General features: G+C 72.5%; 7 protein-coding genes and 1 pseudogene. 4 read left to right on the top strand and 4 right to left on the bottom strand.

Annotated features, from left to right (window positions below; all coding sequences use genetic code 11):
• The 4 genes and pseudogenes from ACLB9X_RS22665 to ACLB9X_RS22650 all read left to right on the top strand — a co-directional run.
• Positions 1–114, top strand: a pseudogene (locus tag ACLB9X_RS22665) (IS5/IS1182 family transposase); the annotation flags it as partial.
• Between the two features lie 194 nt (positions 115–308).
• Positions 309–2,963 (top strand): alpha-glucan family phosphorylase, encoded by a 2,655-nt coding sequence (gene glgP / locus ACLB9X_RS22660; RefSeq protein ID WP_410362201.1) that lies wholly within the window; start codon positions 309–311, stop codon positions 2,961–2,963.
• Positions 2,964–3,180: 217 nt separating this feature from the next.
• A complete protein-coding gene (locus ACLB9X_RS22655; protein ID WP_410362200.1) occupies positions 3,181–4,431 on the top strand; it encodes an alginate lyase family protein in 1,251 nt (416 codons plus the stop codon).
• A 141-nt stretch (positions 4,432–4,572) separates the two neighbouring features.
• Positions 4,573–5,070 carry a hypothetical protein gene (locus tag ACLB9X_RS22650; protein WP_410362199.1) on the top strand — a complete coding sequence of 166 codons (498 nt, stop codon included), beginning with the start codon at positions 4,573–4,575 and terminating at the stop codon, positions 5,068–5,070.
• A gap of 106 nt (positions 5,071–5,176) precedes the next feature.
• Here ACLB9X_RS22650 and ACLB9X_RS22645 read toward each other — a convergent pair whose 3' ends face one another.
• From ACLB9X_RS22645 to ACLB9X_RS22630, 4 genes are all read right to left on the bottom strand, one after another.
• Positions 5,177–5,914: a Clp protease N-terminal domain-containing protein gene (locus ACLB9X_RS22645; RefSeq protein WP_410362198.1), complete on the bottom strand. Its 738-nt coding sequence runs from the start codon at positions 5,912–5,914 to the stop codon at positions 5,177–5,179.
• 125 nt (positions 5,915–6,039) lie between these two features.
• A complete protein-coding gene (locus tag ACLB9X_RS22640; RefSeq protein WP_410362197.1) occupies positions 6,040–8,061 on the bottom strand; it encodes a M4 family metallopeptidase in 2,022 nt (673 codons plus the stop codon).
• 323 nt (positions 8,062–8,384) lie between these two features.
• On the bottom strand, positions 8,385–10,496 hold the full coding sequence (locus tag ACLB9X_RS22635) for an ABC transporter ATP-binding protein (RefSeq protein WP_410362196.1): 2,112 nt from the start codon (positions 10,494–10,496) through the stop codon (positions 8,385–8,387).
• Complete coding sequence (locus ACLB9X_RS22630; protein WP_410362195.1) at positions 10,493–12,427, bottom strand: ABC transporter ATP-binding protein; 1,935 nt, start codon at positions 12,425–12,427, stop codon at positions 10,493–10,495. Before ACLB9X_RS22630 ends, ACLB9X_RS22635 begins: the two co-directional genes overlap by 4 nt.
• Between the last annotated feature and the right edge of the window lie 11 nt (positions 12,428–12,438).

Raw genomic sequence — 12,438 nt, 5'->3', positions numbered from 1 at the left:
TGGCTGGGCGGCTGCCGCCGCTTGCACCGCCGCTACGAACGCAAGCCCGAACACTTCCTGGCCTTCACCGCCATCGCCTGCAGCCTCATCTGCTACCGCAGACTCACCAAATGAGACGACGTCTTAGGCGCCCCGGTGGGGGTCCAGGGTTCCCCCGGCGCAGCCAGGGGGAGAACCGAGCCCTAAAACAGGCAGCGTGCGCCGTGGTCGGGGAGGAGGGGGTGCGACTACCGTCGAGAACGACGGAAAAGGGCGCACACCGTCGTGCGTCCGCTCGGATGCGTACATCCCCTGCGAAGGTGGGACCTGTGAAGGCCATTCGTCGATTCACCGTCCGCCCCGTCCTCCCCGAACCACTGCAACCGCTCAGCGGCCTGGCACGCAATCTGCGCTGGTCCTGGCATGCCGAGACCCAGGAGCTGTTCCGCTCCGTCGATCCCGAGGGGTGGCAGGCCGTCGCCGGCGATCCCGTGCGGCTCCTCGGGAACGTGTCCGCCGCCCGGATGGCGGAACTGGCCAAGGACCGGCGCTTCCTGCGCCGGCTGGCCGCGGCCGCCGACGACCTGGACGACTACCTGCACGGACGCAGGTGGTACCAGGCGGGGGACGGCGATCCCGGGACCTCCGAATTCCCGGCCGCCATCGCCTACTTCTCGCCGGAGTTCGGTGTCACCGCCGCCCTGCCCCAGTACTCGGGCGGCCTCGGCATCCTCGCCGGCGACCACCTCAAGGCCGCCAGCGACCTCGGCGTGCCGCTGATCGGAGTCGGCCTGCTCTACCGGCACGGCTACTTCCGCCAGTCGCTGTCCCGCGACGGCTGGCAGCAGGAGCACTATCCCGTGCTCGACCCGAACGAACTGCCGCTGACCCTGCTGCGCGAGGCCGACGGGTCCCCGGCCGGGGTGTCCCTGGCCCTGCCCGGCGGCCGGCTGCTGCACGCCCACATCTGGGTCGCCCGGGTCGGCCGCGTCCCCCTGCTGATGCTCGACTCCGACATCGAGGGCAACGGGCCCGGCGCCCGCGACGTCACCGACCGCCTCTACGGCGGCGGCAGCGAACACCGCCTGCTCCAGGAGATGCTGCTCGGCATCGGTGGCGTCCGGGCGGTCCGCGCGTACTGCCGGATCACCGGGCACGAGGCGCCCGAGGTGTTCCACACCAACGAGGGGCACGCCGGCTTCCTCGGCCTGGAACGCATCCGCGAACTGGGGGAGAGCGCCGGCCTCGGCTTCGACGCGGCCCTCGAAGCCGTGCGCGCGGGCACGGTGTTCACCACCCACACACCGGTGCCCGCGGGCATCGACCGCTTCGACCGCGAGCTCGTCGCCCGCCATTTCGCGGACGGGGCCGAGCTGCCCGGGGTGCCCGTCGACCGGGTGCTCCAGCTGGGCACCGAGAGCTATCCCGGCGGCGAACCGGGCTTGTTCAACATGGCGGTGATGGGCCTGCGGCTCGCCCAGCGCGCCAACGGCGTCTCCCGGCTCCACGGAGCCGTCAGCCGCGAGATGTTCGCCGGCCTGTGGCCGGGCTTCGACGCGGCCGAGGTGCCCATCACCTCGATCACCAACGGCGTGCACGCGCCGACGTGGGTCGCGCCCGAGGTCTTCCGGCTGGGGGCGCGCCAAATCGGCGCGGGCCGCGCGGAGGACGCCCTGTCGGTCGGCGGGTCCTCGCGCTGGGACGCCGTCGCGAACATCCCCGACGCCGACATCTGGGAGCTGCGCCGCTCGCTGCGCGAGCAGCTGGTGCAGGAGGTGCGGGAGAGGCTGCGCGCCTCCTGGCGCCAGCGCGGGGCCGGCGCCGCCGAACTGGGCTGGATCGACGGGGTGCTCGACCCCGACGTGCTCACCATCGGGTTCGCGCGGCGGGTGCCGTCGTACAAGCGGCTCACACTGATGTTGCGCGACCGCCGCAAACTCACCGAGCTGCTGCTGCACCCCACTCAGCCGATCCAGATCGTCGTCGCGGGCAAGGCCCACCCGGCCGACGACGGGGGCAAGCGACTCGTCCGCGAACTGGTGCGCTTCGCCGACGACCCGAAGGTGCGCCACCGCATCGTCTTCCTGCCCGACTACGGCATGGCGATGGCGAAGAAGCTCTACCCGGGCTGCGACGTGTGGCTCAACAATCCGCTCCGTCCGCTGGAGGCGTGCGGCACGAGCGGCATGAAGGCCGCGCTGAACGGATCGCTCAACCTGTCGGTGCTCGACGGCTGGTGGGACGAGTGGTACGAGCCGGACTTCGGCTGGGCGATCCCCACCGCCGACGGCGCGGCAACCGACGAGGACCGCCGCGACGAACTGGAGGCCGCGGCGCTGTACTCGCTGATCGAGGACCGGGTCGCGCCCCGCTTCTACGAGCAGGGCTCGGGCGGACTGCCCGACCGCTGGATCGCGATGGTGCGCCGCACGCTGACGACGCTCGGCCCCAAGGTGCTCGCGGGCCGCATGGTGCGCGAGTACGTCGAGCGCCTCTACGCCCCCGCTGCGAAGGCCCACCGGGCCCTGGACGCGTCCGCCGCCGAGGAGCTCGCGGCCTGGAAGGCGCGCGTGCGGGCGGATTGGCCGCGGGTCGCCGTGGACCACGTGGAGGCCGTGGACCAGGACGCGGGTGCGGGTGCCGGCGCGACGGCGGGTCTCGGGTCCACGCTGACCCTGCGGGTGCAGGCCCGGCTCGGGGAACTGCGGCCGGACGACGTGGAGGTGCAGGCGGTGGCGGGCCGGGTCGACTCCGACGACGCGATCCGTGACGCCCGGACCTTCCCGCTGAAGCCGTCGGGCGGCCCGGATCTGGAGGGCCGCTGGGTGTACGAGGGGCCGCTGGCGCTGGACCGCACCGGACCGTTCGGCTACACGGTGCGGGTGCTGCCCGCCCACCGGCTGATCCCGTCGGGCGCGGACATGGGCCTGGTGGCGCTGCCCCCGGAGGCCGCGGGCCGGGACGCGGGAGTCCTGCTGCGCTGAGCTGTTCCGCCGTACGGGGCACGGCCCTTCCGGATCCGGAAGGGCCGTGCCCTCTGCGCTGCCCCCTGGCAGGGGCGCGGCTGGACGCCGCGAAACCATCGTCTTGACGTGTCCATGGAATGCCCCTAGTTTCCTCATGCATCAGGGCGTTCACCCTCCAGCTCAATGTTCATCAACATGAACCGAGTTGGTGTCCCCCAACCGGAAGGCACCCCCCATGCGCACCGGAAACCGCAGGCACGCCCTGCGCCGGCCGAGAGCCCTCCTCGTCGCCCTGTCCACCGTCGTCGCCGGCATCCTCACCGGCGCCCTCGTCGCGCCCGCGTCCGCCGAGAAGGCGCCGGCCGACGCCAGGCCCGCCGTCGCCGCCGCGCCGGCGGCCTTCACCCACCCCGGCGTCCTCGTCAGCAGCCCCCAGCTGGACTTCGTGAAGTCCCGCGTGCAGGCCGGGGCGCAGCCCTGGAAGGCCGCCTGGGACCAGATGGCGGCGAGCTCGTACGCCTCGCTCTCCCGCGTCCCGAAGCCCCGCGCCGTCGTCGAGTGCGGCTCGTACTCGAACCCCAATTACGGTTGTACGGACGAGCGCGAGGACGCCATCGCCGCGTACACCACCGCGCTCGCCTGGTACATCACCGGCGACAGCCGCTACGCGAAGAAGTCCATCGAGCTCATGGACGCCTGGTCGGCCGTGATCAAGGACCACACCAACAGCAACGCCCGGCTCCAGACCGGCTGGGCCGGCTCCTCCTGGCCACGAGCGGCGGAGATCATCAAGTACACCTACCCGGCCGGCTGGCCGAACTCCGGCCGCTTCGCCACCATGCTGCGCGACGTCTACCTTCCCGAGGTCGCGGGCGGCTCCCACGCGAACGGCAACTGGGAACTGAGCATGACCGAGGCCGCCATCGGCATCGCGGTCTTCCTGGAGGACCGGGCCGCGTACGACAGGGCCGTCGCCACGTTCCGTGGACGTGTGCCCGCGTACATCTACCTGACCAGCGACGGCTCCCTGCCGATGACCGCGCCCGGCAGCGGCCTCGACACCCGGGAGGAGATCATCCGCTACTGGCACGGCCAGTCGTCCTACACCATGAACGGGATCGGCCAGGAGACCTGCCGCGACCTCACCCACGCCGGCTACGGCTTCTCGGCCATCGCGCACATCGCCGAGACCAGCCGTATCCAGGGCCAGGACCTCTACCCGGAGATCGCCGACCGCCTGCGGCACACGCTCGGCCTGCACGCCAAGTACCAGCTCGGCGTCGAGCCGGTGCCCGGCAGCCTGTGCGGCGGCACCCTCAAGGCGAGACTCGGCCCGATCACCGAGGTGGGCTACAACGCCCTGGCCAACCGCATGGGGTACGGCATGACCAACACCCGGCGCCTGACGGAGCAGCAGCGCCCCGCGGGCTCCAACAACCTCTTCGTGGCGTGGGAGACCCTGACGCACGCGAACAACCCGGCCTAGCCCGGGGCGGGCGCGGTCGGCGGTGCTCCTCGTCGTCGACGACGGCTTGGGAGGCGAGCCGACCGTTCTTGCCCGCCGGGCTCTACGGTGGGCCGGAGCGAGGGTCGGCTACGTCGGCCCCACCGCTGGATGGAAGGCGCCATGATCACAGGCGGTGACACGGTCCTCGTGGTCTGCGGGCCCGTACCGGCGGCGGTCGAGCGGTTCCTGGACCGCTGGTCCGCGCGGTGGCCGCAGCTCAGGGTCGCCTCGGTGGACGAGGACGCCGACGCGTTCGCGCCGTGGGCGCCCGGCGTGCTGCAGCTGGGCGAGCGCTCGGGCCATGTCCTCGTCGCGCGCGACGAGGACATGGTGGCGGGCTGGGACGACTCCGGCCATGTGCTCGACTCGCGGCAGGAGGGCCCTTTCTCGGTGGCGTACGAGCCGGCGGGCCGGCAGTCCCTGAAGGTCATGGCCCTCGAGGATCCCTATGTCCGCACCGGGTTCGGCTACGAGCCCTACGAGATCTCCCTCGTCGGCTCGGGGCTGTACATGATCACTGTGGTCGCCCCTGAGGAGGGGCCGTTCGGCCAGGCCGTCGTCGACGCACTGGCGGCGTGCCTCGGCCCGGCTCCGGTGGAAGGCGGCACCGCCCGCTGATCCCGCCGGCCCGGCACCGGGCGAGGCACTGCCGTCGGAGGACCGTCCCCGCCTCAGCGGGGGCGGTCCTCCTCGTCGTCCGGCCCTCTGGCGAAGTGGGGACGGGCTACTGCTCCTTGGGGGCCAGGAACGGGGCGAGCGCCTCCGTCACGTACCGCTCGACGGCGCCCTTGTCGATGCCGAGCGACGAGAGCGGGCCCTTGCCGTCCTCGGCCTCCAGCAGGGCCAGCAGGATGTGCTCGGTGCCGATGTAGTTGTGGCCCAGCCGCAGGGCCTCGCGGAACGTGAGCTCCAGGGCCTTGCGGGCGCGGGCGTCGTACGGCGGGACCACGGGGAGTTCGTCGGCGGCCGGGGGCAGCGCCGCCGTCACTGCGGCGCGGACCCGGTCGGCGTCCGCACCCCGGGCGGTGAGCGCCTGGCCGGCGAGGCCCTCGGGCTCGGCGAGGAGGCCGAGGGTCAGGTGCTCGGTGCCGACGTGCGTGTTGCGGGCCTCGCGGGCCTCGTTGGCGGCCGCCGCGACGACGTTCCTGGCACGCGGGGTGAACCGGTTGAAGCCCTGGCTCGGGTCCAGGTCGAGCGGCTGGTCGGACTCCTTGGTGACGAAGCGCTTCTGGGCGGCCTGCTTGGAGACGCCCATGGACCTGCCGATCTCGGTCCACGAGGCGCCGGAGCGGCGGGCCTGGTCCACGAAGTGGCCGATGAGGTGGTCGGCGATGTCGCCGAGGTGGTCCGCCGCGATGACCGCGTCGGACAGCTGGTCGAGGGCGTCGGAGTGGGATTTCTTGATGGCGTCGATCAGATCGTCGAGCCGCACGGGATGGGTCAGACGCACAGGATCGGTCATGCGACAACCTTAGGTTGACGCTGCCCGGATCGTCAACCCTGAGTTGACGATCACGGTGTCTGTGACGGAGCCGCCCGAGCTGCGGGGCACCCCGGGCGGCGGTGGGACAGTGACGCGGCGTCGGCTCAGAAGGTGAGCTTCCAGCTGTTGATGTAGCCCGTGTCGTACCGCGCCACGTCCTGCACCCGCAGCTTCCAGGTGCCGTTCGCCACCTCGCTGGAGGCGTTGACCGTGTACGTGGTCTGGACGTTGTCCGCCGAGTCCGAACCGCTCGAGTTCTTCAGGCGGTACGCGGTCCCGTCCGGGGCGAGCAGGTCGATGACCAGGTCACCGCGCCAGGTGTGGACGATGTCCACGCCGACCTTGAGGGTCGAGGGCGCGTTGCCCGTGCGGCCCGTGACGTCGATCGAGGAGGTCACGGCCGCGCCCGGGGAGTCCGGGATGGACACGTCGGCCGTGTTCTCGAAGACCGTGCCGTCGCCCGGGTCGCCGCCGGGCCGGGAGCCGACGTTGATGCCGGCCCAGGCGTCGGTGACCGACTTGACCTCGGCGCTGGTCGCTCCGTACAGCTCCGTCGCCACCGCGATGGTGCCGGTGCGGGCGCCCGCGTAGTCGGTGCGGGAGTTGAACTTCGTGGTGAGCGCCTTGAACCAGATCAGCGCGGCCTTCTCGCGGCCGATACCGGTCACCGGCAGGCCGTCCGAGGTCGGCGAGTCGTAATTGACGCCGTTGACGGTCTTGGCGCCGCTGCCCTCGGAGAGCAGGTAGAACCAGTGGTTCGCCGGGCCCGATGAGTAGTGGACGTCGATGTTGCCGATACCGGAGTACCAGTAGTCCTTGGACGAGCCGTCCTTGCTGGGCTTGTCCATGTAGCGCAGCGGGGTGCCGTTGCCGCGGATGTCGATCTTCTCGCCGACGAGGTAGTCGCCGACGTCCTTGGAGTTGTTGGCGTAGAACTCGACGGCCGCGGCGAAGATGTCGGAGGTGGCCTCGTTGAGGCCGCCGGACTCGCCGCTGTAGATGAGGCCCGCAGTGTTGGACGTGAGGCCGTGCGTCATCTCGTGCGCGGCCACGTCGATGGACGTGAGCGGCTTGGTGTTGTTCGCGCCGTCGCCGTAGGTCATGCAGAAGCAGGAGTCCGACCAGAACGCGTTGACGTACGCGTTGCCGTAGTGGACCCGGGAGTACGCGCCGACGCCGTCGCCGCGGATGCCGCTGCGGCCGTACACGTTCTTGTAGTAGTCCCAGGTGAGCGCCGCGCCGTAGTGGGCGTCGGCGCCCGCGGTCTCGGCGTTCTGCGGGGTGCCGTCGCCCCAGATGTCGTCCGGGCCCGAGAACAGCGTGCCGGTGCCCGACGTACCCCGGTTCAGGTTGTACGTCTTGTGGTTGCCGCGCCCGGTGTCGGTCAGCGTGTACGACGGGGCCGTGCCGAGCGTGACCTGGCCGCTGTACTGGGTGTTGCCCGTGCCGTTGTGGACGGCCTGGCGCTCGAAGAGCTTCTCGCCCGTGGTGGCGTCGGTGATGACGTGCAGCTCGTTGGGCGTCCCGTCGTGCTGGAGTCCGCCGACGACCGTCTCGTACGCCAGCGTGGGCCTGCCGTCGGCCAGCCAGACGACCTTGCGCGGCGCGCGCTCGGCCTCGGTCTCGGCGGACCCCTCCGCCCTGGCCGCGCTCACCGCCTGCTTCTCGGCCGTGGCCGGAGCGATGTCGGCGCTGGTGTCGACGTTCTTCAGGGCGGCCCTCGACGCCTTGCTGACGGACTCGGTGGCTCCGGCCGCCGTCTGCGTCACCACGAGGTCGCCGCCGAGGACCGGCAGGCCCGCGTAGGTGCGCTCGTAGCGGGTGTGGGTGGTGCCGTCGCGGTCCTGGGTCACGTCCCGGACGACGAGCTTCTCCTGGGCCCCGAGGCCGAGTTCCTTCGCGGTGGCGGCCGTGGTGGCGGTCGCCTCGCGGATCAGCTCCGCGCGCTGGGCGGGGGAGAGGTTCTTGGGCAGGGCGCCGGCGTCGGCCTTGCCCGCCTTCGCCGCGGTGGGCGCCGCCATGGGCTGGGCGGCCGATGTGCCGGTCTGGAAGCCGACCGCCAGGAGAGCGGCCGTGGCGATGAGGGCTCCCGTCGCTGTGGCGCGACGGCGATGCGTGGGTCTCACGCGGACTCCTTCTGCGAGGGGGGTACCGGCCGGCTGGGTGGGACGGCCGGGTGGCGCATGCGAAGCAGTGGAGCTGTCGAACGGTGGTGCGTTCGAACGTGATTGCGCGGAACGGAGGAAGAGTGGCAGCCGGATACAGCCCTTGTCAGGAGCGCGACAAGAACTTGGCCGGAATTCGTCCGTTGCTTGAAAGGTCGTGTTCGTTAAGCGAACGTTTCACCGGCCGGGGTGGACCCTGGCGGGACCGGCCGGCCCGACCGGACCAGCCGGACCGGCGACCCCGGCCGCCGCCGGTGGAGCCCACGCCGGACCGGAAGCTGTGGTCAGCCCACCACGCTCTCGCGCCACGCCTTGTGCAGACCCGCGAACCGGCCTGTACCGCCGACCAGTTCGGCGGGCGGCCCGTCCTCCACGATGCGGCCCCGCTCCATCACCAGCACCCGGTCCGCGATCTCCACCGTGGACAGCCGGTGCGCGATCACCACGGCCGTACGCCCCTCCAGGACGGTGTCCATCGCGCGCTGCACCGCCCGCTCACCGGGGATGTCCAGCGAACTTGTCGCCTCGTCGAGGATCAGCACCGCCGGGTCGGCGAGCAGCGCACGTGCGAAGGCGACCAGTTGGCGCTGTCCCGCGGAAATGCGCCCGCCCCGCTTGCGCACGTCCGTGTCGTAGCCCTCGGGCAGCGAGGCGATGAAGTCGTGCGCCCCGATCGCCTTCGCCGCCTGCTCGATCTCCGCGCGGGTCGCATCGGGACGGCCGATCGCGATGTTCTCCGCGACCGTGCCGGAGAACAGGAACGCCTCCTGAGTCACCATCACCACCCCGCGGCGCAGCTCGCGTGCGGACAGCTCCCGCAGATCCGTCCCGTCCAGCAGCACGCGGCCCTCGGTCGGGTCGTAGAACCGGGCCAGCAGCTTGGCCAGGGTCGACTTGCCCGCGCCCGTCGAGCCGACGACGGCGACGGTCTGTCCGGCCGGGATCGTCAGGTCGAAGCGCGGCAGGACCTCACCGCCCGTGCGGTACCGGAAGCCGACTCGCTCGAAGACCACCTCGCGCCCGGGCCGGTCGCCGTCGCGCACCGGCAGCTCGCGTGGTCGCGCGGCCTCCGGCACGGACGGGACCTGGGCCAGCAGGCCGGCGATCTTCTCCAGCGACGCGGCCGCCGACTGGTACGAGTTGAGGAACATGCCCAGCCGGTCGATCGGGTCGTACAGCCGCCGCAGGTACAGCACGGCCGCCGCCAGCACACCCAGCGCAAGCGTCCCGGAGGCGACCCGGTAGGCGCCCCACAGCACGATCCCGGCGACCGCCGTGTTGGCCACCAGCCGGGAACCGACCACGTAGCGCGCCATCTCCAGCAGCGCGTCGCCGTTTCTGCGGGCGTGACGCTCGTTCAGCGCGCGGAAGGCGGCGTCGTTGACCCGCTCACGGCGGAAGGCGCGGACCGGCCGGATGCCGTTCATCGTCTCCGCGAACTTCACGATGACCGCGGCGATCGCCGTCGAACGCCGCATGAACACCGACTTCGCACGCCGCTGGTAGAGCCGCACCAGCAGGTACAGCGGCACGAAGGACAGCACCGCGAGACCGCCGAGACCCACGTCGAGCCAGAGCAGCATGACCGAGATGTAGACGAACGCGAGGACGACGCCGATCAGTTCCTGCAGCCCCTCGCTGAGCAGCTCCCGCAGGGACTCGACGTCCGTGGTTGAGCGGGAGATCAGGCGGCCGGAGGTGTAGCGCTCGTGGAAGTCCACGCTCAGCGCCTGGGCATGACGGAAGATCCGTCCCCGCAGGTCGAGCAGCACGTCCTGGTTGACGCGGGCGGACGCGCGGATGAAGGCGTACTGGAGGAAGCCGGCCCCGAGGGCGCACAGCGCGTATCCGGCGCCGACGGCGATCAGGGGGCCGTGGTCGTCCGCCCGGAAGGCGGGTACGCCGTGGTCGATGGCGTACGCGACGAGAAGCGGACCCGCCTGGACGGTCGCCTGCTGGAGCAGCAGGAGCACGGCGGCGAGCACCACGCGCGCGCGGCGGGGCGCGAGCAGCGAACGCAGCAGGGCGCCGGTCGCGCCCTTGGGCGCGGGCAGCGCGTCCCGATCGAACGGGTCGCCCCCGCCGCGCCCGTCCTGCGCCGTGTCCGCCGCCGCGCCCGCGCGGGCCGCCGGACCGGCGGCCGTGTCGGCATGCGCCGCGGCCCCCGCGGCGTCCGGGGCCGAGTGCGTCGGCCCGGCGCGGGAGGTGCCGGTGTCGTGCGGGACGGCCGACCGGCCCGCCTCGGTGGCCGTCGCGGCGTCGCCCGCGCGGGCCGCCGGACCGGCGGCCGTGTCGGCATGCGCCGCGGTCCCGGCGGCGTCCGTGGGCGAATCCGGTGTCCCGTCCGGGCCCGGTGTCGCGTCGGTCGGTGAGCCCGTCGTCGAACCCGTCGTCACCGGGCCCTCCCTTCCGCGCCCGTGGCGCTCTTCGCGGCCGTCCCCGGCGCGCGGGCAGGCCCCGGTCCGTCATGCCCCACGCCCGCGGCTCCCGGGCCCGCATGCTTCGCATCCGCGGCGTCCGCGTCTCCAGCCCCCGCCCCGGCGGTCTCCAGACCGTCAGGCGTCGCCGTGCCCGACATCAGCCAGGCGTACTCCGCGTTCGTCCGCAGCAGTTCGTGGTGCGTGCCCACCGCCGTGATCCGGCCGCCCGACAGCAGCGCGACCCGGTCGGCGAGCATGACCGTCGACGGGCGGTGCGCCACCACCAGGGCCGTCGTGCCCTCCAGGACGCGGCGCAGCGCCGCCTCCACCAGCGCCTCGGTGTGCACGTCGAGCGCCGACAGGGGGTCGTCGAGCACCAGGAAGCGCGGCCGCCCGACGACCGCGCGGGCGAGCGCCAGCCGCTGGCGCTGGCCGCCGGACAGGCTCAGGCCCTGCTCGCCGACCTGCGTGTCCGCGCCCTGCGGCAGGTCGTCGACGAAGCCCGCCTGTGCGACGTCCAGCGAGCGCCGCAGGTCCGCGTCCGTCGCGTCCTGGGCCCCCATCAGCACGTTCTCGCCGACGCTCGCCGAGAACAGCGTCGGCTCCTCGAAGGCCACCGACACCAGCTCGCGCAGACGCTCGCGGGGCAGCGCGGCGATGTCCTGCCCGTCGAGCGTGACGCGCCCCGCCGTCACGTCGTACAGCCGCGGCACCAGCGCCGTGAGCGTGGTCTTGCCGCTGCCGGTGCCGCCGATTAGCGCCATCGTCTCGCCGGGGCGCACGTGCAGGTCGACCCGGGCGAGGACGGGCGGCGCGTCCTCGGGGGCGTCGGGGTAGCGGAACTCGACGCCCTCGAAGCGCAGTCCGCCCCCTTCGGCCGGTGCCTTCGCCGGGACGTCCCCGGACGTCTCCTGCTCCTCGGGAGCGTCCAGCACCTCGAAGTACCGGTCGGCCGCCGTGGCCGCCTCCTGGCTCATCGCCAGCAGGAAGCCGATCGACTCCACCGGCCAGCGCAGCGCCAGCGCGGTCGACAGGAACGCCACCAGCGTGCCCGCCGACAGCCCGCCGTCCGCGACCTGCACGGTGCCCAGCACCAGCGCCGCGCCGATCGCCAGCTCGGGGACGACCGTGATGAGCGCCCAGACGCCGCCGAGCAGCCGGGCCTTGCCCAGCTCCGTGCCGCGCAGCCGCTCCGACAGGGCCCGGAACGCCTCCGCCTGACTGCGGTGCCGGCCGAAGCCCTTGACGACGCGGATGCCGAGGACGCTCTCCTCCACCACCGTGGTCAGATCGCCGACCTGGTCCTGCGCGCGGCGCGCCACCAGCGCGTACCGCGTCTCGAAGACGGAGCACGCGACGACGAGCGGCACGATCGGCGCGAGCAGCACCAGCCCCAGCGTCCACTCCTGCTGGAGCAGGAGCACGAAACCGACCAGGATCGTCGTCCCGTTGACGAGGAGGAACGTGAGCGGGAAGGCGAGGAACATCCGCAGCAGCATCAGATCCGTGGTGCCCCGCGAGAGCAGCTGCCCCGACGCCCACCGGTCGTGGAAGGCGACGGGCAGGCGCTGGAGATGCCGGAAGAGATCGGCCCGCATCGCCGCCTCCACGCCGGCCAGCGGCCGGGCGACCAGCCACCGCCGGAAGCCGAACAGCGCGGCCTCCGCGATGCCGAGCAGCAGCAGCACCAGCGCCCCGAGCCACACCCCGCCCGGATCGCCGCCGGCCACCGGGCCGTCCACGATCCACTTGAGGACCAGCGGAATGACCAGGCTCAGGCAGGAGGCCACTATCGCGACGAACGCTGCGCTGAACAGCCGGGTGCGCACCGGCCGTACGTAGGGCCACAGGCGAAGGAGCGACCGCACGGCGGAGCGGTCCTCGGGGTCCGAAGGTGTCGTGGGCATCAGGAGCGAGC

The organism is Streptomyces sp. 5K101 (genome assembly GCF_046506645.1).
In the GTDB taxonomy this organism is placed as follows: domain Bacteria; phylum Actinomycetota; class Actinomycetes; order Streptomycetales; family Streptomycetaceae; genus Streptomyces.
This window is presented reverse-complemented; position numbering and strand designations above follow the sequence as displayed.

Excerpts from the sequence above, each read along its gene's own strand:
- ACLB9X_RS22630 (WP_410362195.1), bottom strand. The coding sequence starts at position 12,427 with ATGCCCACGACACCTTCGGACCCCGAGGACCGCTCCGCCGTGCGGTCG.
- ACLB9X_RS22650 (WP_410362199.1), top strand. The coding sequence starts at position 4,573 with ATGATCACAGGCGGTGACACGGTCCTCGTGGTCTGCGGGCCCGTACCG.
- ACLB9X_RS22655 (WP_410362200.1), top strand. The coding sequence starts at position 3,181 with ATGCGCACCGGAAACCGCAGGCACGCCCTGCGCCGGCCGAGAGCCCTC.
- ACLB9X_RS22645 (WP_410362198.1), bottom strand. The coding sequence starts at position 5,914 with ATGACCGATCCTGTGCGTCTGACCCATCCCGTGCGGCTCGACGATCTG.